Origin of the sequence: Sphaerisporangium sp. NPDC051017, assembly GCF_040683095.1 — a bacterium.
Lineage (GTDB): Bacteria > Actinomycetota > Actinomycetes > Streptosporangiales > Streptosporangiaceae > Sphaerisporangium.
The window spans coordinates 70,051-95,690 of record NZ_JBFBCI010000001.1; the positions used below are offsets into that span (position 1 = coordinate 70,051).

Annotated in this window: 27 protein-coding genes and 2 pseudogenes; 13 read left to right on the forward strand and 16 right to left on the reverse strand. The window is 72.9% G+C overall.

The window, feature by feature from the left end; all coding sequences use genetic code 11:
• Nucleotides 1-8 precede the first annotated feature (8 nt).
• Entirely contained in the window at nt 9-1,001 is a 993-nt protein-coding gene (locus AB0M95_RS00315) for a hypothetical protein (RefSeq protein WP_363757678.1), read from the reverse strand.
• A 666-nt stretch (nt 1,002-1,667) separates the two neighbouring features.
• Here AB0M95_RS00315 and AB0M95_RS00320 point away from each other — a divergent pair.
• The 4 genes from AB0M95_RS00320 (at nt 1,668) to AB0M95_RS00335 (ending at nt 3,893) form a co-directional block, all read left to right on the forward strand.
• Entirely contained in the window at nt 1,668-2,168 is a 501-nt protein-coding gene (locus AB0M95_RS00320; RefSeq protein ID WP_363757680.1) for a methylated-DNA--[protein]-cysteine S-methyltransferase, read from the forward strand.
• 284 nt (nt 2,169-2,452) lie between these two features.
• Nucleotides 2,453-3,109, forward strand: a complete 657-nt coding sequence (locus tag AB0M95_RS00325) for a sigma-70 family RNA polymerase sigma factor (protein ID WP_363757682.1) — start codon at nt 2,453-2,455, stop codon at nt 3,107-3,109.
• Nucleotides 3,106-3,726: a methylated-DNA--[protein]-cysteine S-methyltransferase gene (locus AB0M95_RS00330; protein ID WP_363757684.1), complete on the forward strand. Its 621-nt coding sequence runs from the start codon at nt 3,106-3,108 to the stop codon at nt 3,724-3,726. The genes AB0M95_RS00325 and AB0M95_RS00330 overlap by 4 nt, the downstream gene beginning before the upstream one ends.
• Nucleotides 3,723-3,893 (forward strand): hypothetical protein, encoded by a 171-nt coding sequence (locus AB0M95_RS00335; RefSeq protein WP_363757686.1) that lies wholly within the window; start codon nt 3,723-3,725, stop codon nt 3,891-3,893. The genes AB0M95_RS00330 and AB0M95_RS00335 overlap by 4 nt, the downstream gene beginning before the upstream one ends.
• Before the next feature lie 97 nt (nt 3,894-3,990).
• Here the strand turns inward: AB0M95_RS00335 and AB0M95_RS00340 are convergent.
• From AB0M95_RS00340 to AB0M95_RS00350, 3 genes and pseudogenes are all read right to left on the reverse strand, one after another.
• A pseudogene (locus AB0M95_RS00340) lies at nt 3,991-4,234 on the reverse strand (transposase).
• A 581-nt stretch (nt 4,235-4,815) separates the two neighbouring features.
• A complete protein-coding gene (locus tag AB0M95_RS00345) occupies nt 4,816-4,905 on the reverse strand; it encodes a hypothetical protein (RefSeq protein WP_363758393.1) in 90 nt (29 codons plus the stop codon).
• A gap of 29 nt (nt 4,906-4,934) precedes the next feature.
• Nucleotides 4,935-5,222: pseudogene (locus tag AB0M95_RS00350) on the reverse strand (RICIN domain-containing protein); the annotation flags it as partial.
• Between the two features lie 525 nt (nt 5,223-5,747).
• On the opposite strand from AB0M95_RS00350, the gene AB0M95_RS00355 reads away from it, so the two are divergent.
• Both AB0M95_RS00355 and AB0M95_RS00360 read left to right on the forward strand, forming a co-directional pair.
• Nucleotides 5,748-6,335 carry a hypothetical protein gene (locus AB0M95_RS00355; RefSeq protein WP_363757688.1) on the forward strand — a complete coding sequence of 196 codons (588 nt, stop codon included), beginning with the start codon at nt 5,748-5,750 and terminating at the stop codon, nt 6,333-6,335.
• Nucleotides 6,332-7,384 (forward strand): phosphotransferase, encoded by a 1,053-nt coding sequence (locus AB0M95_RS00360; protein ID WP_363757690.1) that lies wholly within the window; start codon nt 6,332-6,334, stop codon nt 7,382-7,384. Before AB0M95_RS00355 ends, AB0M95_RS00360 begins: the two co-directional genes overlap by 4 nt.
• 16 nt (nt 7,385-7,400) lie before the next feature.
• On the opposite strand, the gene AB0M95_RS00365 is transcribed toward AB0M95_RS00360, so the two are convergent.
• The gene (locus AB0M95_RS00365; RefSeq protein WP_363757692.1) at nt 7,401-7,838 is read right to left on the reverse strand and encodes a glycosyltransferase; all 438 of its coding nucleotides are present in this window, start codon (nt 7,836-7,838) and stop codon (nt 7,401-7,403) included.
• 54 nt (nt 7,839-7,892) lie between these two features.
• Between AB0M95_RS00365 and AB0M95_RS00370 the strand changes: the two genes are divergently transcribed.
• Nucleotides 7,893-8,630 (forward strand): SDR family NAD(P)-dependent oxidoreductase, encoded by a 738-nt coding sequence (locus AB0M95_RS00370; RefSeq protein ID WP_363757694.1) that lies wholly within the window; start codon nt 7,893-7,895, stop codon nt 8,628-8,630.
• Nucleotides 8,631-8,699: 69 nt separating this feature from the next.
• Here the strand turns inward: AB0M95_RS00370 and hpnH are convergent, their stop codons facing one another.
• The 8 genes from hpnH to AB0M95_RS00410 form a co-directional block, all read right to left on the reverse strand.
• A complete protein-coding gene (hpnH, locus tag AB0M95_RS00375) occupies nt 8,700-9,704 on the reverse strand; it encodes an adenosyl-hopene transferase HpnH (RefSeq protein WP_358519911.1) in 1,005 nt (334 codons plus the stop codon).
• Entirely contained in the window at nt 9,701-10,546 is an 846-nt protein-coding gene (locus AB0M95_RS00380; RefSeq protein ID WP_363757697.1) for a hypothetical protein, read from the reverse strand. Before AB0M95_RS00380 ends, hpnH begins: the two co-directional genes overlap by 4 nt.
• On the reverse strand, nt 10,543-12,726 hold the full coding sequence (gene shc, locus AB0M95_RS00385) for a squalene--hopene cyclase (RefSeq protein WP_363757699.1): 2,184 nt from the start codon (nt 12,724-12,726) through the stop codon (nt 10,543-10,545). Before shc ends, AB0M95_RS00380 begins: the two co-directional genes overlap by 4 nt.
• A 1-nt stretch (nt 12,727) precedes the next feature.
• A complete protein-coding gene (locus tag AB0M95_RS00390; RefSeq protein ID WP_363757701.1) occupies nt 12,728-13,753 on the reverse strand; it encodes a polyprenyl synthetase family protein in 1,026 nt (341 codons plus the stop codon).
• Nucleotides 13,750-15,072 carry a hydroxysqualene dehydroxylase HpnE gene (gene hpnE, locus AB0M95_RS00395; protein ID WP_363757703.1) on the reverse strand — a complete coding sequence of 441 codons (1,323 nt, stop codon included), beginning with the start codon at nt 15,070-15,072 and terminating at the stop codon, nt 13,750-13,752. The genes AB0M95_RS00390 and hpnE overlap by 4 nt, the downstream gene beginning before the upstream one ends.
• On the reverse strand, nt 15,069-15,938 hold the full coding sequence (gene hpnD / locus AB0M95_RS00400) for a presqualene diphosphate synthase HpnD (RefSeq protein WP_363757705.1): 870 nt from the start codon (nt 15,936-15,938) through the stop codon (nt 15,069-15,071). The genes hpnE and hpnD overlap by 4 nt, the downstream gene beginning before the upstream one ends.
• Nucleotides 15,939-15,942: 4 nt before the next feature.
• Nucleotides 15,943-16,842 carry a squalene synthase HpnC gene (gene hpnC, locus AB0M95_RS00405; RefSeq protein ID WP_363757707.1) on the reverse strand — a complete coding sequence of 300 codons (900 nt, stop codon included), beginning with the start codon at nt 16,840-16,842 and terminating at the stop codon, nt 15,943-15,945.
• Nucleotides 16,843-17,029: 187 nt separating this feature from the next.
• Nucleotides 17,030-17,806 (reverse strand): polysaccharide deacetylase family protein, encoded by a 777-nt coding sequence (locus AB0M95_RS00410; protein WP_363757709.1) that lies wholly within the window; start codon nt 17,804-17,806, stop codon nt 17,030-17,032.
• Between the two features lie 26 nt (nt 17,807-17,832).
• On the opposite strand from AB0M95_RS00410, the gene AB0M95_RS00415 reads away from it, so the two are divergent.
• A complete protein-coding gene (locus AB0M95_RS00415) occupies nt 17,833-19,032 on the forward strand; it encodes a hypothetical protein (protein ID WP_363757711.1) in 1,200 nt (399 codons plus the stop codon).
• Here the strand turns inward: AB0M95_RS00415 and AB0M95_RS00420 are convergent.
• Together AB0M95_RS00420 and AB0M95_RS00425 are read right to left on the reverse strand one after the other, a co-directional pair.
• Nucleotides 18,951-19,829, reverse strand: a complete 879-nt coding sequence (locus AB0M95_RS00420; protein ID WP_363757713.1) for a DMT family transporter — start codon at nt 19,827-19,829, stop codon at nt 18,951-18,953. The genes AB0M95_RS00415 and AB0M95_RS00420 overlap by 82 nt on opposite strands.
• Nucleotides 19,829-20,716: a DMT family transporter gene (locus AB0M95_RS00425; protein WP_363757715.1), complete on the reverse strand. Its 888-nt coding sequence runs from the start codon at nt 20,714-20,716 to the stop codon at nt 19,829-19,831. The genes AB0M95_RS00420 and AB0M95_RS00425 overlap by 1 nt, the downstream gene beginning before the upstream one ends.
• Between AB0M95_RS00425 and AB0M95_RS00430 the strand changes: the two genes are divergently transcribed.
• The 3 genes from AB0M95_RS00430 to AB0M95_RS00440 are packed head-to-tail and all read left to right on the forward strand — an operon-like array spanning nt 20,709 to nt 22,650.
• Nucleotides 20,709-21,032: a hypothetical protein gene (locus tag AB0M95_RS00430; protein WP_363757717.1), complete on the forward strand. Its 324-nt coding sequence runs from the start codon at nt 20,709-20,711 to the stop codon at nt 21,030-21,032. The two genes, AB0M95_RS00425 and AB0M95_RS00430, sit on opposite strands and share 8 nt — an antisense overlap.
• Nucleotides 21,033-21,055: 23 nt before the next feature.
• Complete coding sequence (locus AB0M95_RS00435) at nt 21,056-21,538, forward strand: DUF2809 domain-containing protein (protein WP_363757719.1); 483 nt, start codon at nt 21,056-21,058, stop codon at nt 21,536-21,538.
• A 35-nt stretch (nt 21,539-21,573) separates the two neighbouring features.
• Nucleotides 21,574-22,650 carry a transposase gene (locus tag AB0M95_RS00440; RefSeq protein ID WP_363757721.1) on the forward strand — a complete coding sequence of 359 codons (1,077 nt, stop codon included), beginning with the start codon at nt 21,574-21,576 and terminating at the stop codon, nt 22,648-22,650.
• Between the two features lie 238 nt (nt 22,651-22,888).
• On the opposite strand, the gene AB0M95_RS00445 is transcribed toward AB0M95_RS00440, so the two are convergent.
• On the reverse strand, nt 22,889-23,287 hold the full coding sequence (locus AB0M95_RS00445) for a carbohydrate-binding protein (RefSeq protein WP_363757723.1): 399 nt from the start codon (nt 23,285-23,287) through the stop codon (nt 22,889-22,891).
• Here AB0M95_RS00445 and AB0M95_RS00450 point away from each other — a divergent pair.
• Nucleotides 23,286-23,996: a hypothetical protein gene (locus tag AB0M95_RS00450; protein ID WP_363757725.1), complete on the forward strand. Its 711-nt coding sequence runs from the start codon at nt 23,286-23,288 to the stop codon at nt 23,994-23,996. The genes AB0M95_RS00445 and AB0M95_RS00450 overlap by 2 nt on opposite strands.
• A gap of 29 nt (nt 23,997-24,025) precedes the next feature.
• A complete protein-coding gene (locus tag AB0M95_RS00455; RefSeq protein ID WP_363757727.1) occupies nt 24,026-25,417 on the forward strand; it encodes a HAMP domain-containing sensor histidine kinase in 1,392 nt (463 codons plus the stop codon).
• Nucleotides 25,418-25,640: the final 223 nt, after the last annotated feature.

The following is a 25,640-nucleotide window of genomic DNA, read 5'->3' on the forward strand; positions in this document are numbered from 1 at the left end:
CGGACGCGCTACGCGGGACTAGCGGACGCGCCACGCCAAGCGGCGGCCTCCCTTGGCGGGCCGAGGCGGTGGGCCTCGCCGAGGCGCTCAAGCAGAAGGCCTTCGCGGGTGGACCACGGGCAGATCTCGACGCGCGTGACGCCGCAGGCGCGCATGAGGGCCTCGGCGACCAGCGCTCCGGCCAGCGACTGCTCAGCGCGGTGGGCGCTGATGCCGGGCAGCCGGCCACGGTCGCCGGGCTCGGTGCGGGCCAGCAGCGCCAGCGACGCGCGCAGGGCCCGCGCGGTGAGCCGGCGGCGCGTGGCGGGCGGACCGGAGTGGGCGGCGCCGAGCCGGGCGAGCTGCCGGAACGTCTTGGAACACGCGAGCACGCGCCCGCCGGGCACCGCCGACGGCAGCCCCGGCACCTCGGCGAAGGCCTGGCGCAGGCTCCTGCGCACCTCGCGCAGATGCCCGGTGGAGCGGGCGACGCCGCCGGGCAGCCACCGGCGGGTGACCGTCCGCGCGCCCAGCGGCAGGGAGTGCACGGTCGCGGGCTGCTCGGCGGAGCCGGAGGCGACCTCGACGGTGCCACCGCCGATGTCCAGCACCAGCAGGCGGCCGGCGGGCGGGCCGGCCCACTGGCGGGCGGCCACGTACGCCAGCCGGGCCTCCTCCAACGCGGGCAGCACGCGCAGCCGGGTGCCGGTGGCCTTCGCGATGCGGGCGATCACCTCGTCGCGGTTGGGCGCGTCCCGGATGACGGAGGTGGCGAACGCGAACACCTCCGAGACCTCCGGCACCCGCGTCCCGCCTTCCGTGCACATCGCCTCGGCGACCGCCCGTTGCAGGCTGCGCACCCCGCGCTCGGTCACCCGCCCGTCCGGGCCGAGCATCTCCTGCAGCCTGAGGCGGACCTTGCGGGACGTCACCGTCTCCAGCCCGGCGTCCTCGGCCGGCCGCCGGACCACGGTCAGCAGCGCGCTGTGGCACCCGACGTCGAGCACCCCCGCGTGGCGCATCAACACCACCTTTCCTCCCGATGGCGCGCCGATGGCGTATCCAAGCCGCGTCGGTGGGCGCGGTCCTGCGGCGGTGGCGTCGATTGTGGCCGTGTGACGAGCCGCTCTCTGACACTTACTGACAAGCATGGTCATTCATCGCTATTTCAATGCCTTTACCCCAGCGCCGCAAGGGGTATCGCACACAACCCGCCCTCCGTCGCGGCCCCTTTCCCGCCCGGCTTCCCCGGGCAACAGGTCAGCTGATGTAACGGCGGGCGGTCGAGCGGGACTGGGACTCCTCCAGGGCGGCGAAGCGCCGCGCGGCGTGCGGCGGCAGGGACCGCCGCTCCGCCCTTGTCCCCGTCCCACCCCCTGCAGGACCGGTTGGCCATGCTTGTCATAGCGCACGAACGCCGCGAACCGCACCACCACGCCACGCCGGTTATGGATCGTCTCCGGCCGCAGCCGCATGCAGCAGGGACACCCCTTGCAGCGATACAAGCCGCGCGCGGATCGGCCGCGGAGGCCCGCCGCTTCGCCCGCGACTACGGCATCGCGCACGCCCCCGGACCGGGGGCGACGTCCGGCCTCCGGCGATCTCACGTTTCCGGGACGCCCGGCGTCTACGGGGTGTGGGGCCGCGCCGGCGACCCCGTGAACCCACCGGAAAGGCACCACGCGATCATGGCAAGGACCCATACGGTCATCGCGTCACCGATCGGCGACCTCACCGCCGTCGCCGAGGACGGCGTGCTGTGCGGGCTGTACTTCGAGCGGCACCAGCGCGGACCCAAGCCCGAGGATCTCGGCGCCCGCGACGGGTCGGACTTCGACGAGGTCCGGCGGCAGCTCGCCGAATACTTCGCCGGCGAGCGGACCGCCTTCGACCTGCCCCTCGCGGCCCACGGGAACGAGTTCCAGCGGCAGGTGTGGAAGCTGCTGGAGGAGATCCCGTTCGGCGAGACCCGGACGTACGGGGACCTGGCGCGGGAACTCGGGGATGTGTCCCTGGCCCAGGCGGTCGGCGCGGCGTGCGGCCGCAACCCCGTCTCGGTGATCGCCCCGTGCCACCGGGTGGTGGCCGCGGACGGCTCGCTCACCGGGTACGCGGGCGGCCTGGAGCGCAAGCGCTACCTGCTCGACCTGGAGGAACCGGCCGAACGGAAGGCGGCAAGACTGTTCTGAAGACCACCCTTCAAGCCGCTCTGCCAGGCGCTCTTCAAGGCCACGTTGAAGCCCACTTTGAGGGCCTCCCTGAAGGCCAAGTTGAAGGCCGCCGCTCCGACGGCCGCCATCCCAGGAGCCACCGTTCCCGGAGCCGCTGTTGCGGGAGCCGCTGTTCTGGCGCGCGGAAGATTCCGGACCACCTGGAATGTTCTGACCGCTCCATAGACCTTCCGGCGGCGGCTCGGAGCACTTCGCGGGGCGATCTCACGCCTCGCCGGGCCGGAACTCCCCAGGATGTGACCATGCGACGACCCTTCGAGCAGATCGTGACCGAGTACGGCCCCGTAGTGCTGCGCGTGTGCCGGGCCGTCCTCGGGCCGCATGACGCCGAGGACGCCTGGTCCGAGACCTTCCTCTCGGCCATGAAGGCGTACCCGGACCTGCCGCCCGACGCGAACATGGAGGCGTGGCTGGTGACGGTCGCCCACCGCAAGGCCATCGACGCCACCCGCGCCGCCGCCCGCCGTCCCACCCCCGTGGAGGCACTGCCGGACCGGCCCGCCCGCACCGGACGGCCCGAGGACTGGGACGGCGACCTGTGGCAGGCGCTCAAGGCACTGCCCACCCGGCAGCGGCAGGCGGTGGCCTACCACTACCTCGCCGGGCTGCCGTACAAGGACGTCGCCGCCCTCTTCGGCGGGACGGTGGACGCCGCGCGCAGAGCCGCGGCCGACGGCATCAAAACCCTACGCACGACCTATCCCACCCATCCCGACAACCCCGACTCCCCCGGCGAACCGGGCGGTCCCGAGAATCCTCGCAGCCCAGGTGGTACAGGCAGCCGGGGTGATGCGGGCAGCTCGGGTGGCGTGGGCGGCCCGGGTGATGTGGGCGGCGCCGGTCCCACAGAGCCCGCGCGAAAGCCCGAGAACTTCGCACGAAAGGAAGTGGCACGATGACGACTCCGTCCGCTCCCCGGCCCGGGAGCCTGCTCGCGGCGATCCCCGCGCAGGACGGGCCCGCGATGGCCCGGCTGCGCGAACGGCTCGCCGACCAGGCGCAGCGCGAGGGGATCCTCGACGTCGCCTACCGCACCCTGGAAACCCCCGTCGGCGACCTTCTACTCGCCGCCACCGACGAGGGCCTGGTGAAGGTCGCCTTCGCCGTCCAGGACCACGACGCCGTCCTGACGAACCTCGCGGGCAGCATCAGCCCCCGCATCCTGAACGCCCCGCGCCGCCTGGACGAGGCGAGCCGGCAGATCGACGAGTACTTCGCCGGTCGGCGCACCCGGTTCGACCTCCCGCTGGACTGGCGGCTGTCCAAGGGATTCCGGCTCGCGGTGCTCACGCACCTACGCGACATCGGCTACGGCCACACCGAGAGCTACGCCCAGGTCGCGGCGGCCGCCGGCAGCCCCCGGGCGGTCCGCGCCGTCGGCACGGCCTGCGCCACCAACCCGCTGCCCGTCGTCGTGCCCTGCCACCGGGTCGTGCGCTCCGACGGCACCGCCGGCCAGTACGCCGGAGGCGCCGAGGCCAAACACTTCCTCCTCACCCTGGAAACCGCCGCATGACCCGCACCCCTGCGACCCAACACCACCGCGAACCGCACCCGACTTCCCCCGTAACGGACGCCAAGACGTACACCCTGCTGGGCCCGGACCGCAGGCCGTACGAGAGCCCGGTCGCCGGCACGCTCGGCGGGCACCGGCGCAACAAGATCTACCGGTTTCGTCCGTAGTGCTCCGGCCTTCAGGCCGGGGGTGAAGCGGACCGTCCCGCGTAGCGGGGCAAGAACAGCCGATTGTCGCCGCCAGGCGAGCCGGCGTCCACCCCGATCAGACCGGTCGTTTCTGCTGCTCGATGTACTGCTTGAGCACGGTCAGCGCGGCCCCGCCGACCGACCCGGCGAAGTAGGAGCCGAACCAGAAATGATCACCCTGCAGGTACTTGCGGACGTGGGCGCCGAGCTCCTTGCGCAGCATCCGAGCCGAAACCCCCTTCAACGAGTTAATACTTCGTGACGAACACCAAATCGGCATGGGCGTGGAGACTGTGCACGACATGCCGCCCGCTGCGCACATCAGGGTTCGGTTTCCCTCCCGGTGACGCAACGAAACGATACGATCACGGTGTGGAGAAGGTAAAGCAGACCCGGGCGCATGTGGCCCGCCTGGAGTTGAGCACGGCCCAGGCGGCGGTGCTGGACGGCCAGGCGCACACCGCCCGCGCGCTGTGGAACCTGCTCCACGAGTACGCCACCTTCCGGCAGGGCCGGTTCGCGACGCTGAAGCAGTGCGACGAGGCGATCCGGGCGGCTCGTCGTGAGATCGACTGGATGGGCCGGCTGCCCGCCCAGGCGGCTCAGGCGGTGCTGAAGACCTACCGGCAGGCGTGGGTGAACTTCTTCGACCCCGATCACCCCGCGGGGCGCCCGACGTTCAAGGCCCGGTTGAGATCCCGGATGGCCGTCGATGTGCCCCAGGCCGCACGCGCCCGCGCCCGCGGCGGGTACGTTCGCGACCGCGTCTTCTTCGCGGACGAGGACACCGCCCTCGCCGCCGGCTTCCGCCCGTGCGCGACCTGCCTGCCCGCCAAGTACCGAGCCTGGAAGGCAGGCACCGACCCTCGCGACCTCCCCGCTCCGCCGCCCGGCGGCCGGTTCAGGCGAGCCGCCACTCCTGGTTGCGCTGCCCGTCGATGCACGTCCATTGATGGACGTTGGCCCCTTGGTCGGTGCTGACGCCCGCCACGTCCAGGCACTTCCCACTGTGGGACGCGCGCGCAGGTTGTAGTAGTCACCGCCGGTCGCCACGAAGGTCCACTCCTGGTTGGCCTGCCCGTTGATGCAGGTCCACTGGTGGACGTTCGCGCCGTCGTCCGTGCTCACACCCGACACGTCCAGGCACTTGCCGCTGTGCCGGGCCACCAGCGTCGCGGAGAACTTGGCGGCGGGGGCCTCGGGCCCGCCGACTATCCCCGTGTAGGCCGCCGCCGAGGCCGCCGTGAACGGCCCCGCCACCAGAGTGGCGACGACAACGAGGCCCTGACCTGCACGAACGAGAGACATCGAACCCCCTGGAGCAGTCGGAAGATCAGCAGCCCTTTATTAGCACGAAGTCACGGAACGTAGCAGCGATTGACACCGCGCGACACGGCCGCGTGGCGGTCATGACTCTGCGGCTCGCCGGCGACCCGGGACGGCTGGCGCCCATCGCCCCGGACGCGGGGCTGCTGACGCCGCTCGCCGCGGTGCCGCCGGGCTCGCGGCTGTAGGAGCACATGGTGCTCACCGCCGAACGTCCCTGACCCGGCCCGCCCGAGCACTCACCTCCGTGGAGATCATCGTGAAGGGACCGTACATACGTCACATAGACCACGTCCGCGATACCCGCGCCTGGCCCGCCGCCGTCCGGACGCCCGGCGTCGCCGTTTCCCTCTGCCTGGGGCTGGCCACCGCCGCAGCCCCCGCGCACGCGGGAAGCGCACCGGACGCCGCGTACGCGCCCGTGCAGGTCAACGTCATCAACGGCGAGTTCACCCAGCCCCCATCACCGGAAACGAGCCCAACTGGGCGGCGGTGCAGGGCTGGTCGGTGGGCTCGACCAACGGATCCGGCACGGGTTCCGGCGTCGCGCGCTACTCGGGCGCGAACTCCGGGCACCCGGAACCTCCGGCGCCGACGGAGACGCCGGAGGTTCCTCGATGGACGATCCCGAACCGCCGTGGCGCGCCGACACAGGACCTGTGGGCGGCGTCCTGGACGATCTCGACTCCCGGGAGTGGAACGACTCCAGGAGAGGCTAACGGCCGACCGGTCCTGGAACTCATCCAGAACGCGCTGCCCGCAGCCCTGGATCGCATACCGGAGGAGGGCTGGGCGGACCCCGGGTCGCTCAGCCACCGTCTCGCCGAGAAGACCGCGTCGATGGATGCGCACGATTCCACTTCCGCCGACCGCACCAGCCCCGCCGCCCTCGCCAGAGCACCCGCGGCCCTGACCATCATCGAGCTCATCGGGCCCTGCCGGTTCTCGCACTTCGGTGAGAACGGCTTGCCGGTCGGGAAGGCCATGGCCCTGCCGCTGATTCAGATAGCGGCCACCCCCCGTTTTCAGGCGAGGGCTGGTTTGGGGGCGAAGACCCGGACAGCTCCGAGGGTGTCGCATAGCATCCTGGGGTGAGTGAACCAGCAGACGCCGGTAAAGCAGGGCGTGGCGGCATTGCCGGCAGCCGGCTCGCCGACGTCATGCAAGGATTCGGCCTGGGACAGGCGTCCTCGGTGTCGTACCTGCCCTCGGGGATGATGAACCGTAACTGGCGGGTCGAGACCCAGCAGGGAGTGTTCGCGCTCAAGGAGCTCGTCGATGTGCCGGTGCCGAAAGCCCGCCGCAGTCTGGACGTCCTGCGGGCCCTTGCGGCCGACGGCCTGCCCGTGTGCTCGCCGCACCTGACGCCGCATGGAGACTCGGTGCTGGAGGTCGACGAGCGCGCCTACTGCTTGCTGCCTTGGGCGCACGGCGTCCACCGTGAGGGTTCGAACTTGACCGCCGAGGAGGCCGCCGAGCTTGGTCGGCTGCTCGGGCGGACCCACCAGGCCCTAGCCGCCAGTCGCACAGGGCTGGAGTCGCCGGCTGGACGACTGCGGGCGAGGGTGACCACCCCGGAGACGGCCGCGGCCGAAGCCGAACGGTTCCTCCAGCTGATCGCCGTCCTGGATGAGCCTCAGACATTCGACCGCGCCGCCGCCCGTGCCTTGGAACAGCGCAAGGAACTCTTGGTCGCCCACGCCGATGAGCGGCCCGGTGACGAGGTCCCTGCCGGGCCGGTGGGGTGGACTCACGGCGACTTCCAGCCGCTCAATCTGCTGTGGGACAACGACCACGTCAGCGCGATCCTCGACTGGGATCGGCTCGCCGTCCGCCCCTATGGCGAGGAGGTCGTCCGCACGGCACAGGTGCAGTTCACCACGAGCGACGGGCGGCTGGACCTGGTCCTGGTCGCGGCGTTCACCGCGGGGTACCGGGCGGTGGTGCCGCTCGACGATGGCGACCTCGCGGATGCGGTCAGGCGGCTGTGGTGGAGACGCGCGAGCGACTTCTGGCAGCTGCAGTGGCACTATGACAAAGGCGACCACGGCCCTGACGAGCTGTGGGTCTCCGGTGAGCGGCTGTTGCACTGGTGGACCTCCCGCCGCGACCAGGTCACGGTGGCCTTCACCGCCCGCCGCTGACTAAGGGGCGGGCCGCTCATGGGAGAACGCCCGCCGCGGCCAGTTCCGGAAGGCACCGCCGGGTCATGGGGACGGCGCGGCGCCACGCCGCCTGCCCGGCGCCGGCGAGCCGCTCCGGGGTCAGGCTGTCAATGAGGGCCATCCATGCGGCGGGATCGTCTGGCGGGGCGACGAGGGCGGGGTCCGCGATCGCCTCGGGGATGCCGCCCCGTGCGGATCCGAGGGTCAGCAGCCCGGCGAGGCCGGCCTCCACGATGACGCGGGGGTAGGCGTCTTCGACCGTTGAGGGCACGAGCAGCAGCCGGTGCCGCTCGTACAGGGCGCCCATGACGTAGGTGCGGGGCACCCAGGTGACGTTGGGGTGGTGGCGGAACTCCGCTGAGGTGTCCCACCAGCCCTCTACCAGGGTGAGATGGCGGTGTGGCATCAGCTCGGCGGTGCCGGTGGGAGGCACGCCGTGCGTCCTCTGGTGCTCGGAGGGGCGGGGGTGTGGGGTTAGCCTGCGGTTATGCGGCTGGACGGGGCTCGGGTGCTGGTCACGGGGGCCTCCTCGGGCATTGGGGCGGCTACCGCGAGCGTGATGGCGGCGGCGGGGGCCGAGTTGGTGTTGGTGGGGCGGGACCCTGCGCGGTTGGAGGCTGTCGCCGCGCGGACCGGGGGACGGGCCGTGGTCGGCGACGTCACGAAGGACCCGGAGCTGCTGGCAGAGCGGGCGGGGAAGGTCGATGTGCTGGTCAGTAACGCCGGCGTGGGGTGGGCGGGGTCGTTCACGGACATGCCGCCGGACACGCTGGACGAACTGGTGGCGGTCAACCTGACGGCGCCGATGCACCTGACCCGGCTGGTGCTGCCCCACATGATCGAGACGGGACGGGGGCACCTGGTGTTCGTGGCGTCGATCGCGGGGGCGATCGGGGTAGGGCGCGAGGCGGTGTACTCGGCGGCGAAGGCGGGGCTTCTCGTGTTCGCGGAGGCGCTGCGGGACGAGGTGCGGCAGGTCCCGGGTATCGGGGTGTCGGTGGTGCTTCCGGGCGTGGTGGACACGCCGTTCTTCCACAGGCGAGGGGCACCCTACGACCGGACCTGGCCCGCGCCGATCACACCGGAGCGGGCGGCCCGATGCGTCCTGGCGGCGGTCGAACGCGGCCTGGCCGAATCATACGTTCCGGCCTGGCTGCGGATCCCGGCACGACTACGCGGCTCGGCCCCCGGCCTGTTCCGCACGCTCGCCCGGCGCTTCGGATGACCGGCCCCGGATCCGGCGCGGAGGGATGCTCCGGCCTGGGGCGGGAGGTGCTCACCCACATCATCTCTGTCAGTGGGTGCGGATGGCGCGGAGGGATTCCCTCAGGGAGCTCAGGGTGGCGAAGATGGCGGTCGGTTCGTAGCCGCAGTGGGCCATGCAGTTCTCGCAGCGCGGGTCGCGCCCCCGCCCGTAGGAGTCCCACGCGGTCTTCTCGACCAGGTCCTGGTACGTCCGCGCGTACCCGTCGGCCATCAGGTAGCACGGCCGCTGCCAGCCGTACAGCGAGTACGACGGGATCGCCCAGGCCGTGCACGGGAAGTCGATCTTCCCTTCCAGGAAGTCCAGGAAGAGGGGCGAGTGGTTGAACCGCCATCTGCGGCGGTTGCCGCCCGCGAACGCCTTCCTGAACAGGTCGCGGATCTCCCGGACCCCGAGGAAGTGCTCCTGGTCGGGGGCCTTCTCGTAGGCGTAGGCCGGGGAGATCATCATCTGGTCCACGCGTAGCTCGTCGTTGAGGTAGTTGAGGACGTCGATGACGGTCTGCGGGGAGTCCCCGCTGTAGAAGGTCGTGTTGGTGGTGACGCGGAAGCCGCGCCTGCGGCACTCGCGCACGGCGGCGACCGCCTCGTCGAACACGCCTTCCTTGCACACGGACGCGTCGTGGCGTTCCCGCAGGCCGTCGATGTGGACGGTCCACGCGAAGTACCGCGATGGCGTGAACTGGTCGATCTTCTTGGGGATGAGCAGCGCGTTGGTGCACAGGTAGACGTACTTCCTGCGGGCGACGAGCCGCCGGACGATCTCGGCGATCTGCGGGTGCATGAGCGGCTCCCCGCCCGCGATCGACACCATCGGCGCGCCGCACTCCTCGATGGCGGCGACGGCCTGCTCGACGGGCATGCGGCGCTTCAGGACGCCTGCGGGGTGCTGGATCTTGCCGCAGCCGGCGCAGGCCAGGTTGCAGGCGAACAGCGGCTCCAGCTCGACCAGCAGCGGGAACTTGTCGCGGCCGCGCAGCTTCTGACGCAGGATGTAGCCGCCGACGCGAAGGCTCTGACGAACCGGGATCGTCATAACAGCACCTCCCCGGGAGGTGGGAACCGGACGGTGTCCTCGGCGCGGGTCGGCCGAAGCGCTGGGGGCGTGTTCCGGCGGGGGAAATCTGCGAGCGGGGCCGTGTCGGGCAGGTGTGCGGGGGACGGGTAGGCATCGGGCGGGGCGGCGGAGGAGGCCCAGCGGGCGAGGGCCGGGGCGACGCGGCGCAGGACGCGGCGGGCGGTCAGGCCGGCGCGGACGACGGCGAGGCCGAGCAGGGGTGTCCCGGGAGCGTCGACGATCACGCGCACGGCCGCGATCGGACGGCTGCGCGCCGCCTCGGCCGACGGATCCCCATGCACGGTCTCGGCCGACGGATCCCCGTGCACACTCTCGGCCGGCGGATCCCCGTGCGCCGCCGCGGCCGGCGGATCCCCATAAGCCGCCTCGGCCAGCGGGCCGGTCTCCATGTCGACGGCGAGCGCCCCGAGCCTGGCCAGGTGCGGGCGCTCGGCCTCCCGGACCACGTGGTCGCAGGTCAACAGGGGGCCGACGTGCGTACGCAGCCCGTCGCGGGCCAGCTCAGACGCCAGCAGCGGCGCGGACGGGCAAGGGTACGCGCGGTCACCGAAGCGGACCTCCGAGGCCACCACCACGTCCCCAGGCCGCAGGGACGGATCGACCGCGCCGCCGAACCCCGCCACGGCCAGCGCGTCGTACGGCGGCAGCGTGCTCGCCGCACGGGCGGCTCGCCGTGGCCCGGCCCCGGTCCTGACCACGCGTACCTCGGCCAGGCCACGCGGGAGATCCACGGTGGCCAGGCCGCGGCGCAGCGCCCTCGCCTCGACGCCGAGGGCCGCGCAGACCAGCAGCCGCGTCACGACGCCCGCTCCCGCGCCGCCTCTCCCGGACGACCGACGGCCAGACCCTCGTCCGGCCCAACAGCCGTCGGCACATCTTCCGGACGAACGGCAGCCCCATCGCCCGCGAGAACGGCCGTCGCCTCCCCGGGACGAACGGCGACCGCACCGCCGTCCGCCCCAACGGCCGTCGCCTCTTCTGGAGTAACGGCTCTCCCATCGCTCGCGTGGGCGGGCGTCGCCGCGTCCGCCGGGCGGATGATCACTGTGTCGCCCTCGCGGACGGGGACGCCTGTGGCGGTTGCGCGGGCCGCGGCGTCGGTTTCGCGGGCGTGGAGGTAGCGGCCGAGGGCGCTGATCGGGAAGACCAGCCGGTAGAGGTGGTAGTTGATGTAGAAGTCGCCGGGAAAGCCCGTGCCGGTGAAGTACGGTTCGTCCCACGTGCCGTCCGGGCGCTGGTGTTCGACCAGCCACCGCACGCCCCGGTCGACCTCCTCCGAGCGCTCCCCGGCGGCGAGCAGGGCCAGCAGCGCCCACGCCGTCTGCGACGCGGTCGACTCCCCGCGCCCGATCCACGCCGGGTCGTTGTACGAGCGCAGGTCCTCGCCCCACCCGCCGTCGTCGTTCTGGTGGTGGCGCAGCCAGGCGACGGCCCGCCGCACGCAGGAGCTCTCCGGCCGTACACCCGCGGCGACCAGGGCGGGGACGACGGCGCCGGTGCCGTACACGTGGTTGGCGCCCCACCGCCCGAACCAGGAGCCGTCCGGCTCCTGCGCCTTCAGCAGCCAGACGACGGCCCGTCGCAGGGGGGCGGATCCGGCGGGCCGTTCGTGCGCGAGCGCCTCGACGACGTGGGCGGTGACGTCGGCGGACGGCGGGTCGATGACCGCGCCGAAGTCGCAGAACGGCAGCCTGGTGCAGAGTGTGCGGGTGTTGTCGGCGTCGAAGGCGGCGAAGCCTCCGTCGCGCGAGGCCATGCCCTCCATCCAGCGCACGGCGCGGTCGATCGCCGGCCGCGCGCCGGGTCGGCGGGTGCGGCGCAGCGCGAGGACGACCTCGGCGGTGTCGTCGGTGTCGGGGTAGCCGTCGTTGTCGAACTCGAACGCCCAGCCGCCGGGCGGCAGGTGGGGACGGCGTACGGCCCAGTCGCCGGGGCCCTGGACCTCCTCGCCGATGAGCCAGTCGGCGGCCTTGGCGATGACGGGGTCGTCGGCGGGCACGCCCGCGTCGAGCAGGGCGTTGACGGCGAGGGCGGTGTCCCATACCGGGGACTGGCACGCTTCCAGCATGCGCCCCCGCGCGTCCCGGATCGTGAACCGGTCGAGCCCTTCGATGCCGCGGCGCATGACGGGGTGGTCGAGGTGGTATCCGGCCAGGTGGAGCGCGATCAGCGAGTACACCCATGGCGGCTGGATGCCGCCCCAGGAGCCGTCGAGTTCCTGGCGCGCCACGATCCATTCGGCGGCGCGCCGCAGCGCGGCCTCCCGTACCCGGCGGACGGGCCTGTGTTGGTATCGGTGCAGGAGCCGGTCGAGCCCGCCGAACACGCCCTCCCAGCCGAGGCCCGAGCGCCGGGGCACGGGCCGTCCGGTGCGCAGTTCGTGCAGCCGGAACGGCAGCGGGCGCACGGGCCGGTGGGCGCTGACGATCGTGAGCGGGACGATCGTCTGCCGGGCCCAGCACGCCCAGTCGTACACGTTGAGCGGCGCCCAGGACGGCAGGTAGATCAGTTCGGGCGGCATCACGGGCAGGTCCTCCCAGCGCCACCGGCCGAACAGGGCCAGCCAGATGCGGGTGAAGACCCGGGTCGCCTCGATCCCTCCGGAGCGCAGGACGTACGCGGCGGCCGCGCGCATGTGCGCCCCGTCCACGGGGTCCCCGGCGAGGCGCAGCGCGACGTAGGCCTCGACGGTGGTGGACAGGTCGGCGGGCCCGCCGTGGAAGTTGGCCCACGTGCCGTCGTCGCGCTGCTCGGAGCGGATCCACCGCGCCGCGTCCGCGGTGTCCCTCTCGGTGCGGATGCCGAGGAACTCGCGCAGCAGCAGGTCCTCGGCGTCCATGGTCACGTTGGTCTGGAGCTCGCCCTTCCACCAGCCCTCCGGCGAGCGCAGGCGGATCAGGTGGTCGCAGGCGGCGCCGAGGGCCAGCCCGGCGCTGGAGGCGGGCAGATGGACGTCGACCGTCGTCATGTAGGCCGTCATGTCAGCGGTCCCGGGCGGCGAGGGAGAGGACGATGTCGAGGAAGTCCGCGCGCACGTCGGCGGGCATGTCCACGGCGTCGAGGTGCAGTCCGGCGGCGTCGAGCCGGTGTTTGGCCTCTGTTTCGGCCCAGTCCCGGCCGCCTGCCTCTTCGACCAGGCGCGCGGCGTCCCGCAGGTCGGGTTCGGCCGGTGGGCCGGGCAACGCGAGCAGCCGGGCGAGGCGTTCGCCGGCCGCCGTCCCGCTGGTCAGGGCGGCGACGACGGGCAGGCTCTTCTTGCGGGCGCGCAGGTCGGACAGGACGGGTTTGCCGGTCACCTCGGGGCTGCCCCAGATGCCGAGCAGGTCGTCGGCGAGCTGGAAGGCCACGCCCGCCTCCATGCCGAACGCCGCCAGCGATGACGCCAGCGGCCCTGGCCCCCCGGCGGCCGTGGCGCCGATGGAGCAGGCGCACGCCAGTAGGTCGCCGGTCTTGCGCGCCGACATCCGCAGGCATTCCTCCAGCGTCACGTCGTCGCGCCGTTCGAACTCGAGGTCGAGCCCCTGGCCGGCGATCAGCCCGCGGGTGGTGCGGGCGAGCGCCCGCGCCGCGTCCACGAAGCCGGGCGTGCCGCGCTCGATCAGGAGTTCCCCGGCCAGTGCCAGCAGGGCGTCGCCCGCGAGGATCGCCTCGGACCGGCCGAACACCGTCCACGCGGCGGGGCGGTGCCTGCGCACCCGGTCGCCGTCCATGATGTCGTCGTGGAGCAGCGAGAACGCGTGCACCAGCTCCACCGCGGCGCCCGCCACCGCACCCACATGGGCACCCACGTCAGGGCCGCCGCGCGCGGCCCGCGCCGACAGCACGGCGAGCGCGGGACGCAGAGCCTTCCCGCCGTGCGCGACGGCCTGCCCGGCGGCGTCGGCCCAGCCGAGGTGGTAGGCGGCGACGCGCGCGGTGATCGGGTCCAGCCGCGCGACGGCCTCGCGCATCACCGGGTCGACGATCTCGCGGGCGGCCTCCACCGCCGCCGGGACGACCGGGCTCACGTGGGAATTCCTTGCCGAAGATGCCGCCTTACGAGGCGGGCCGCCTCCAGTCCGCTGCGCACGGCGCCCTCCATGGTGTCGGGCCAGCCCGTGTTCGTCCACGCGCCGGCGAGGTACAGGCCGGGCCACCGGGTGGCGGCCCTCGGACGGAGCGCGCCGCTGCCAGGGCTCTGGCGGAAGGTGGCGCGCCGCTCCTTGGTGACGAAGAAGTCCATGAGCCGCGCCCGCGTGGGGAAGAGCTGTTCGAGCGCGGGGACGAACTCGGCCTGGAGCTTGGCGACGGGCATGTCGATCCAGCGGCTCGCGGCGGACACCGAGACGGTGAGGTACTGGCCCCGGTCCAGCCCGGCGACGTGGGTCTTGTCGAACACCCACTGCACGGGCGAGCCCACGACGGCGGCGAACGGCAGGGCGGTGACCGGCCGGTCGAAGATGGCGTGCACGTTGACGATCGGCTCGGCCCCGAGGCCGCTCCAGCGGTCCCTGTCGGGCGCGGCGTCGCGCGGGGTGATCCGGGCGGCCTGCTCGTGCGGCGTGGCCACGATGACCGCGGGCGCGGCGACCCGCGCGCCGTCCACGATGATCGCCGGGCCGCGCTCGACGGCCGTGACCTTCGCCGACAGGCGCACCTCGCCGCCGCGCCGCCGGATCGCGGCCAGGGCCCCGGTGCCGTGCAGGACGCCGAGCGGCACGGCCGGGATCCCGATGTCGGCGGCGTCGGCGCGGCCGAGCAGCGCCGTCTGGAACACCTTGGCCGCGGGCCCGAGGGCCGCCTCGCCGCTCGGGACGTTCAGCGCCGCCACCGTGAACAGTTCCCACAGGGCCTCGCGGGCGGGGGCGCGCTGCCCGTGCGCGGCCAGCCAGGTGCCGAGGGCTACCCGGTCGAGCACGGGGTCGGAGGGGTCGAGCCGGGTCAGGGCGGCGGACGCGCGGACGGCACGCAGCCGGTCGGCGGGGCCGAGCAGCGAGTACGCCGCGATCGCGGGGATCATGTGGAAGGGGCCGGGCAGCGCGGCGCGGCGCAGGCGTCCCGCCCGTCCCGCCGGGGTGAGGACGCGCACGTCGAACCGGTCCTGCACGCGCACCTGGCCGGGGCCGGCGATCCGGTCGAGCAGGCCCCGGTAGGCCGTGCAGCAGCGCAGGAACACGTGCTGGCCGTTGTCCACGGTCAGGCCGTCGCGCCGGAACGAGTGGGTGGCGCCGCCGAGCCGCGGCCGGGCCTCGTACACCGTCACCGGCAGGCCCGCCTCGGCGAGGGCGACCGCGGCGGCGATGCCGGCGAGGCCGCCGCCGACGATCGCGACGGGCGCGGCGCTCATCGTCCGGCTCCCGCGAGGGCGCGCGCGGCGACCATCGCCTTCTCCCAGGAGGGCAGCGACGACCTGGCGGCCATCGCCCGCTCAGGCTCGGCGGCGATGCGTTCGAGCAGGCTGCGGTAGATGCCGGCCATCGCCGCGGTACAGGCGGCGCTGCGCCGGTCCAGCATGGGCAGCAGCCGCATGCCGCGCTGGTACCACTCGCGGGCCCGCTCGGCCTCGTACCGGATCAGCTTCGCCAGGCGGTGCGGCGGGTCGGCGAACGCCCCGGAGGAGTCCAGGGTGAGCGTGCAGCCGAAGCGTTCGATGTCCTCGGCGGGGAGGTAGACGCGCCCGGCGAGCCGGTCCTCACGCACGTCGCGCAGGATGTTGGTGATCTGCAGCGCCACGCCAAGGGCGTCGGCGAGCGGCGCCGCCACACCGGGGTCGCGCGCCCCGAAGACGCCGAGGGACAGCCGCCCGACCGATCCGGCGACGCACCGGCAGTAGGCGAGCAGGTCGTCGAAGCTCTCATACGCGGCCCCGCGCACGTCGGCGGCGCACCCGTCGATCAGTTCGTCGAAGGCGCCGAGCGGGATGGGGTAGCGGCGGGCCGCGTCGCGCAGGGCGACCAGGACCAGATCACCTGGGTCCGGCTCGACGGCCGGATGGGGTGGCCGGATCGCCGCGCGGGCCTCGGCGAGGCGGGCGAGACGTTCGGCGGCCGGGCCGCCGGCGTCGCCGATGTCGTCGATCCTGCGGGCGAAGGCGTACACGGCGCTGAGCGCGCGGCGCTTGGGGGCGGGCAGCAGCCGGATGCCGTAGGAGAAGTTCCTCGCCTGGGTGCGGACGATCCGCTCGCAGCGGCGGTACGCGAGAGCGACGGTCACCCGTTCACCTCCCTTCGCTAGTAGTCGGGGCCGGAACGCCGGTCGCCAGAAGCCGCAGCCAGGACGCAAGCCACCGGCCGCGGCGCGGGCGCACGGCCCTGCCGAGGACGTCGTACGCGGACCGCTCCAGCGCGGCGACCGTGGCGAGGCCCCCGGCGACGTAGCCCGCGACGGCCCGGCGCGCGTGCCCGGTGAGCGTCGCGACGAGCGGGCGGCCCTCCTCCAGCAGCCGCGCGGCCCGTGCCGTCTGCAGGGCCACCACCTGGCGCAGCGCCGGCGACGTCGTGGCCGCCGCCAGGTCGTCCTCGGCGCAGCCGAAGTCGTGCAGGTCCTTGGCGGGCAGGTAGACGCGGCCCCGCCGGTGGTCCTCGCCGACGTCCTGGCAGTGCTCGACGACCTGCAGCGCCGTGCACACCCGGTCGGACGGCGGCAGCCGCTCCGCGCTCGCCTGGCCGAAGACGCGCAGCACGATGTGCCCGACGGGGTTGGCCGACAGCTCGCAGTAGGCGAGCAGGTCGTCGAAGGTCTCGTACCGGATGACGGTCTGGTCGCGGCGGTTGGCCGTCACCAGCTTGCGGAACGGCTCGGCCGGGACCTCGCACGCCTCGACGGTGGGCGCGAGCGCCTGGACGGCGGACAGGCAGGGGGCCGTCCCGGCGTACAGGCGGTCGAGGTCGGCGTCGACGAGGTCGAGCAGCCACATCCGATCGCCCGGCTTTGCCTCGTCGCCGATGTCGTCGACGAAACGTGCGAATCCGTAAACCGCGAGAAGGTGGTCACGATACGCGCGCGGCAATAACCGTAAGGCCACCGGAAAATTTTCACCGGTGGCCCTGGATACGACGTCGTATTTGCCGTCCTGCCGCGATGACACCGGTACGGAATTTCCGCCCACAGACGCCATCAAACGAGGAACGACCTGATCACGGGCACCTATTGCGTTCCCTCGACGATGAATTTGCGGATTGCCGGGACGGGCCCGCTCCGCCGGTAAAGGCGGCCGTGAGTTCCGCCGCCCGCCATCATGGCGAGCATTGGCACGATCGCGCCTTTACCGGTACCGGCCGCCGGAGACGTTCATTTCGACGCCGTCATCGAGGAGCGCGGCCGTGACGAGCCCATCGCCGTACCTCCGGGTCCTGGGCACGCCGCCCGGCCCGGGCGACGCCGTGCTCGCGCAGCGGCCCCGCGCGCAGCCCCAGGGAACGGCAGCGGCCGACCAGCGCGGGCAGCGCGCCGAGCGCCGCCCGCCAGGAACCGGGGGCGGAGGTGTGGTCGGAGTCGTGCAGCAGCAGGGTGGCGCCGCCGCGCAGGCCGGGCGCCAGGGCGGCCAGCACGGACGCGGGGGTCGCCGTGGCCGTCCAGTCCCGGCCCCACGCCGTCCACAGCACCGGGCGCAGGCCACGCGCGCGGGCCGCGACCAGCGTCTCGGCGCTGAGCACGCCGTAGGGCGGCCGGTACCAGGCGGGACGGACGCCGGTGACCGCGTGGACCAGGTCGCACGCGGCGCCGATCTCTTTGGCCGCGCGGCCCGGCCGCATGCCGAGGGCGTTGTCGTGCCGCCAGCCGTGCACGCCGAGCTCGTGGCCCTCCGCGACGACGCGGCGGCCGACCTCCGGGTGGCGTTCGAGCATCTCCCCGAGCACGAAGAACGTGGCCCGGCAGCCGAGCCGCCGCAGTTCGTCGAGGAAGTGCGGCGTGGAGGCCGGGTCGGGGCCGTCGTCGAAGGTCAGCGCGACGTGGCCGGGCCTGCCCACCCCCGCGAGCCCGGGGAGCAGCCGCCGCACGCCGGGCAGCCAGGTCGCGGCGGGTCCGGCGTGCACGGCGGCCAGCCCCGCGGCCGTCCCCGCGAGCGCCAGGCGGATCACCGGACGGCCCGCGGTGGTGAGGGACCGTGACCGGGCGGCGGGTGCTGATCCTGAGCGCGGGCATGGGCGCGGGCCACGACGGGGTCGCCGCGGAGCTGGCCCGGCGGCTCGTCGAGGACGGCGCCGAGGCGGAGATCGTCGATGTCCTCCAGCTCCTCCCCCTTGGGCTGGGATCGCTGCTGCGCCGGGGGTACCAGTGGGTGATCACGCGGGCGCCCTGGCTCTATGACGTCATCTACCAGGTCTTCTTCATCGCCAAACGGGCGCCGTCCGCCTCGCCGCTGACCGTCCTGACGGCCGCGCGCCTGGGCCGCCTGCCCGGCCTGCACCGGTACGACGAGGTCGTCTCGACGTTCCACCTGGCCGCCCAGGCGACCGGGCGGCTGCGCGAGCGGGGGCGGCTGCGGACGCGCAGCACGGTCCTGGTGACCGACTTCGCCGTGCACCGGATGTGGCTGCACCCGGGCAACGACCGCCACCTCTGCCCGAACCCTGCCCTGACCGGCCCGATCACCGCCGCGACCGGCCGCCCCGCCGTCCCCTGCGCCCCGGTGGTGCGGCCCGCGTTCACGCGCCCGGACGGCGGGGCCGCGGCGCGCGCCAGCATCGGCGCGCGTCCCGGGGACCGGCTGGTGCTGATCTCCGCGGGGTCGTGGGGGGTGGGGCCGGTGGCACGGGCGGCGCGCGTCCTCGCGCGGTCCGGGCGGTACACGCCGGTCGTCCTGTGCGGGCGCAACGCCGCCCTGCGCCGCCGCCTCGAGGCCGCCGGGGACGGGCCGGCCCTCGGGTGGCGTGACGACGTGCCCGCGCTCATGGCGGCGGCGTACGCGCTGGTGGACAATGGAGCCGGGCTGACCTGCGAGGAAGCCTTCGCCGCGGGGCTTCCCGTGATCTCCTACCGTCCCATCGCCGGTCACGGCCGCGACGGCGTGCGGGCGATGGCGCGGGCCGGGGTGACCGTCCACGCCCGGCGCGGCGCGGACCTGCTGCGCGCGCTCGACCGGCTGGCGGACGACGGGCACCGCGCCCGCCAGGTCGCCCGCGCCGCGGCCCTGTCCGCGTCGCCACCCGCCGAGACCCTGATCGGCGCCCCGCCCGACCCTCCTGCCCGGCCCCCTGCCCGACAGCAAGCCCGGCACGCCGGTCAGGCGCGCTCCCGCGCCGCGGACGAAGCGCGCGCGTGCGCCCGGATCGGCGGCGACTTGGACAGCAGACAGCTCCCGTAGATGATCAGCCCGATGCCGGCGGCCTCCAGGATGATCCACGGCCCCGTGCGCACGTACTCGCCGAACAGCAGGGTGCCGTAGAGAATGCTCGCCACCGGGTCGCTGATCGTCAGCGCCGGCTGCGCCGCCACCAGGGGCCCGCTCTGCAGCGCGTTCTGCAGCAGGAACAGGCTGAGCAACCCCGCGAGCACCATCGCGTACAGCTCCCACGAGGCGACCAGGGCTCCCGGGTCGGACTCGAAGATGGACGTGCTCTCTTTCATGAACGTCGCGGTGAAGGCGAACCCGATGCCGGCCGCGACGCCCAGCACCGCGGCCCGGCCCGCGCCGGTCAAGAGGAGACGGGCCACGGCCACCAGCCCGATCATGGTGCCCACCGTGACGACGCCCGCCATCAGCCAGAGCGCGGAGGTGGGCGGATGGCGGCCCGGTCCGGGCGCGGCGCTGGCGAGGAACGTCGCGAGCCCGGCGGTCATCACCCCGACCGCCGCCCACGAGCGGCGGTCGAGCTTGATGCCGAACATCCACGAGATGAGGACCATCGTGAACGGCAGCTCGATGACGAGGGTCGGCTGGACGAGCGCCAGCGCCCCGAAGGCCAGCGCGGCGGCCTGGAAGGCGAACCCCGCGATCAGCGCGCCGATTCCGGCCAGCCAGACCGGCTGACGGATGAGCGCGAGGAACAGCGACAGCCGGAACGCCTTCTGCGCGGGCACCATGCGCGCCGCGCGACGCTGGAGCACGGAGGCGAACGCATTGCTCGCGGCGGCGCAGAGCGCCAGGATGACCGGCAACATCACCGCTCCCCGGCCTGCCGCTGGAGTGCGCCGTTCTCCCGCTTGGCCAGGAAGGGAGACCGCCCGAGCAGCAGGATGCCGGTCACCATCGCCGTCAGACCGGCGACCTCGGCCGCCAGCGCGCCCGGGGCGACATGCAGGCGCTCCGCGAAGATGACGATGCCGAGCAGGATGCCGATCACCGGCTCGGTGGCGGTGGTGGCCGGCAGCGAGACCCGCAGCGGCGCGGCGTCGAACGCGCTCTGGTTGAGCAGAAGCCCCACGATGGCCACGCACGGCACGATGTACGGCTGCCAGGTCTGCGCGACCGCGCCCACGCCGTTGTCCAGGGTGATCAACGTGCTGTGCGTCAGGACGTCCTGCATTCCGTACAGCACGCCCGCCGCGGCGGCCAGGAGCATGGCCTTGACCTGGAGGGACACCCGTAGCGCGATCACCACGAGGACGGCCGAGAGCCCGGCCGCCAGGAGCATCGCGAGCCAGCGTGGTGAGCCCGGATCGGGGAGGTCGTGCCCCCGCGCCTGACGCGGCTCCCCGAAAGCCAGGAAGAGCGCCACACCGCCGCTCACCAGCACCGCGCCGAGCCATTCGACCCAGGAGAAGTGCTGCTGGTAGATCATGTGCGCCGCGACCAGGGCGAACAACAGGCTCGTCGCCAGGAGCGGCTCGACCGCCGCGACGCTCGCCTGCCCGAGCGCGATCGCGCTGAGGATCTGCCCGCAGAACATCAGGCCGATGCCCGCCAGCCACAGGGGCATGTGGACGAGGTCCAGCAACAGGCGCGGGTGCAGTATCTGGCTCAGGGGCTCGCGGTACGCGGCGTGCTGCTGGGCGACGAAGCCCAGGCCCAGCAGACAGGCCGCGACCAGGGAAAGCCCGATGACCATGCGCGGCTCCCCCCTCGACGGCCCCGTGAAGACCCATCTGACCTGGTCAGATTATGCGATCCCCGGGCCCCGGCACCGCCATGGCCGGCCCGGCCCGTCGTCCTCTCCCGGCGAGGGGCCGCGGGCCGGCAAGGGCCCCCGCTGCTACCGTCTCTACGACGAAGCCGACGCGTACGCCGCGGACAACCGCCTCGTCCAGCGCGTCCGCGAGCTCGACATGCTGAAGAAGCGGAACGAAGTGATCCGCGAGGCGCTCGCCGGTACGCAGGGCGATGTGCGACGCGGATGCCAGGGCCGTGATCGCATCGCGACCTGAACGCGGCTCATACAATGCCCTGCGTGTCCGACTTTCGGTTGGTTCGACGGGGTGGTGGGGCACTGCGTGCGCGTCTGGCGGCCGGCGTGGCGGTGGTGGGCACGGTGGTGGCGGGGCTCGGGGTGCGGGCGCTTGCCGGAGGCGATTTCGCCAAGTACGCCGGGGACGCGCTCTACACCGTGCTGGTGTACGGGCTGGTCGTCCTGGCCGCGCCCCGGGTGAGGCCCGTGACCGCGGCGGGGACCGCGCTGGCCGTGAGCTGGATCGTCGAGTTCGCGCAGCTCAGCGGGGTACCGGCGGAGCTGTCCCGGCACAGCGCGCTCGCGCGGCTCGTCCTCGGGTCGACCTTCAACGCGCCGGACCTGTTCTGGTACGCGGCCGGCGCGGGGACCGCACTGCTGGTCCACGCGGCCGGGCGCGCCCGGAGCCGTGGTTCACCTAGCACCTGCAGCGCGGAAGCCCAGTCCTTCACTTCAGGGCCGGGGGAACGGCCCTTCACGATGTGATCCTTTCGTGACCATTGAGCGTTACGCTCAGTGGCGTGTTGGTTACGGAGATGCTGAAGCTCGCCCCGAGCGCCGAGCAGACCGAGGCGCTGCTGGCGACGATGCGGGCATGCAACGCCGCCGCCAACCGGGCCGCCGAAGTCGCATTCGCCCACCGCACCGCGAACAAGATCGGGCTCCAGAAGCTCGTCTACGCCGAACTCCGCGCCGACTTCGGGCTGTCGGCACAGATGGCCATCCGCTCCATCGCCAAAGCGTGCGAGGCCTACAAACGGGACAAGACCATTAAGCCCGTGTTCCGTGAGCTGGGTGCAGTCGCCTACGACCAGCGCATCCTGTCGTGGAAAGGCCGCGACCGGGCCGGCATCCTCACCCTGAACGGGCGGATCACCGTCCCCGTGGTCTACCAAGGCCGATGGCCGGCCACCACAGGGGCGACGATGCGCGGGCAGGCGGATCTCGTCTACCGCGACGGGGCGTGGTTCCTCGCCGTGGTGATCGACGTTCCCGAGCCCCCGCAAGGCGGAGAGCCTGACGAGTGGCTGGGCGTGGACCTCGGCATCGTCAACCTGGCCACCGACTCCACCGGCGAGGCCCACTGCGGGAAGGGTGTGCGCGCTGTCCGGCGGCGTAACGCCCGTCTGCGGGCGCGGCTCCAGGCCAAGGGCACCAAGTCCGCCAAGCGGCTGCTGAAGAGGCGCCGCCGTAAGGAAGCCCGGTTCGCCCGGGACACCAACCATGTGATCAGTAAGCATCTGGTCGGCAAAGCCAAAGACACCCGGCAGGGGATCGCCCTCGAAGACCTTCAGGGCATCCGCGAAAGGGTCACGGTTACCAAGGCTCGGCGTGCCGACCTGCACTCGTGGAGCTTCCACCAGCTCCGCACGTTCATCGCCTACAAGGCCGCCTTGGCGGGTGTGCCCGTGCGGCTGGTGGACCCGCGTAACACCTCGCGGACCTGCCACCAGTGCGGCCACTGCGACAAGCGCAACCGTCCCACCCGGGACGACTTCCGGTGTGTCAGGTGCGGGTTCGCCGGCCCGGCCGACCACAACGCGGCGATCAACATCGGTCGCCGGGCAGTGAGTCACGCTGCCGATGACGCGGCCTGACCCGTGCACCCCATGCACGGTGAGGAGCTGCAAGCTCGGTCCCTTCAGGGCCGAGAAGCTGACGTGAAACCATGGGTGACGGGTGACGTCCAGTGAGGCGAACGCCGGGACGTCGGACGAGGCCCGGTCCGCGGTGACCGGACCTCGTGTTTTCTGGGGTGAGCGGCACGCCGCGTGATCTCGGGGTGTCCACACAACACGCGGCCGATCACGCGGAGGCCGTGTCCGGCCAGTGAGATCAGGGATTCTCACTAGGTCCGGGACTAGCCGATGCGCTGCCACAGCGACGGGACGTTCGGCGGCTCCCAGCCGGGCGGCGAGGGAGGCACCGGTAGGTCACGCCCGCGTAGGTCACCGTCTGGCCGGCGGTGTAGGCGGTCCATTCCTTCCAGGTGGTGTCGCCCTGGTTCCCGCCGATGGTGAGGGAGAAGGAGGCCGAGTGGTCGGCGCTGGTCCCGGCGGTAGGGGGCTCCAGGGACTGCGGCTGAGGAAGGGGTCCGTGACGCTTGAGCCAGTCCTGGTAGACCGCCGACTTCTCGGCGTCGGTCCAGCGTCCCGGGCGGTGCGGAATTCCGCGTGCCGTCGCCCGGGCCGCGCGAGTCGAACCGCCGGGGCCCTGGGTACGTTCTGAGGTCATGAGAAGTCGAGTGACGGCCGTCCTGCTGCTCGCTGCGGGGTTCCTCGTCACGGCCCCGAGCGCGGCGTGCGCGTGCAGTTGCGCTTCCCAGCCGCCCGCCGACCAGATGAAGCGGTCGGCGGCCGTCTTCACCGGCACGGTCGTGGCCTCGCGCCAGGCGGAGGGCGGCGACCCGCTCGGCCCGCGCCCCCCGATCGTCTACACCTTCCGCGCCGACCAGGTCTACAAGAGCGACCCGGTCGTCCAGTTCGAGGTGGCCTCCAACGCCGACACCCCCGCGTGCGGGTACCAGTTCACGACCGGCGGCCGGTACCTCGTGTTCGCCTCCTCCGAGCCGACGGGCGTGGTGCCGCCCGTCCCCGGAGTACCGCTGCACACGGGCCAGTGTTCGGGAAACCGGCAGGTCGGCACCGGGACGGACCCGCTGCGTCCCGGCGACCGCGTGGTGTCCGGGGACCCGGTCGACGCCGCGTTGATCACCGCCCTGGGCACGCCGAAGCGTCCCTCGGGAACGGCTCCGGTGGGCTCCGCCACGCCTCAGGCGTCCCCGGTCGTGTCCGGGGGCGAGGACGGGCCCATCAAGATCTGGTACGCCGCCGGAGGATTCGCGGCCGGGTTCGTCCTCTTCGCGGGCCTGCGACTGTTCGGACGCCGCCGGGCGACGCGGCCGGGTCCGGATGCGGGCTGGGCCTCCCCGCCGGATTCGTGACCGGGCGCCGGGTCGCATAGCTTGGGTGTATGGGCCGTGGTCCTTACAAGCTGCGCCCACGGTCGATCCGGGGGCGCGTGACGCTCCTGACCGTCCTGATCACCGCTTTGATCCTCGTCCCGATGGCGCTGGTGCTCAACGCCTCCATCCAACGCGTGCTGGCCAACGCGATCTGGCACGACACCCGGGCCGAGGCCATGGCGGTCGCCGTGACGATACGTACGGGACACCTGCATAGCAAGATCACCTCGGTCGTGCCCGGCATCGACATGGTGCAGGTGCTCGACCCCCAGAGGCATGTGATCGCCTCCTCCGCCGGGGCCTGGGGACACCCCCCGATGAGCACCGTCTGGCCCACAGCGGACGACCCCCTGAACGACGTGCAGACCTGTCTCAACCCGGAGCCGGGATGCCTGCACCTCACCGCGCTGAGGGTCGGCCCCGCGGTGGACTCGCCGGTCGTCTACGCCGGGCGCATCGGCGGCATGCTGTCCACCGGCGTCGTCAACACGGCGGTGGCCGCCCAGACCGCCGCGCTGATCGCGCTGGTCGGCTGGACGACCTGGCAGGTCACCGGCCACACGCTGCGGCCGGTCGACGCGATCAGGGCGCAACTGGCCGACATCACCTTCAAGGATCTGAGCGGCCGGGTCCGCGAACCGCCCGGCGACGACGAGGTCGCCCGGCTCGCCCGTACGGTCAACGGCACGCTGACGCGCCTGGAGAACGCCGTCGAGGTACGGCGGCGGTTCGTCACCGACGCCTCCCATGAGCTGCGCACACCGATCGCCGGGCTACACCTCCAGTTGGAGGAGGCCCGGATGCACCCCGAGGACACCGAGCTGGGGGATCTGATCGGCCGGGCGCTCGGCGACGTCGACCGGCTTCAGGCGATCGTCACCGACCTGCTTTATCTCACCGGCGCGGAAGACGCTTCACCGGACACCCGCCAGCGGGTGGACCTCCCCGGCGCGGTGCGCTCGGAGCTACGCGGCCGGGCGGACCGGCTGCCCACACGGCTCGTGCTGTCGGACGGGGTCGCGGTCCTGGCCGACCCGCCGCAGCTCGCGCGCGTTCTGTCCAACCTGCTCGACAACGCGCAGCGGCACGCCAGGAACGAGGTCGAGGTCGAGGTGCGCAGGGAAGAAAAGCAGGCGCTGCTGACGGTGAGCGACGACGGCGCGGGGATCCCGGAGGCGGACCGGCTGCGGGTGTTCGAGCGGTTCACCCGGCTGGACGAGGCCCGCAGCCGCGACCACGGCGGCACCGGGCTGGGCCTGGCGATCGTGGAGAACGTGGTGCGCGCGCACGGGGGGACGATCCGCGTGGAGCGGTCGGAGGCCGGGGGCGCGCGCTTCGAGGTGCGGCTGCCGCTCGCCGGGGAGCCCGTGGAGCAGGCGGAGCCGGTTAAGCCCGCTTAGCGCGTACGGGCCCATCCGGATGCGGGGCCCCGGAAACGACGACGCCTGCCCTTGTCCTCGCCGGACAGGAGGGCAGGCGGTCTTCGATGGGTCTCAGCGACGCTTCGCCTTGGCCTTGGAGTTCTCCCGAAAGCCGGTGACGAGGCCGAAGGTCAGCAGCGCCGCGACGGCGAGCACCGTGGCGACGATAAGAGTCTTGATCATGTTCATGCTCCACGAATCA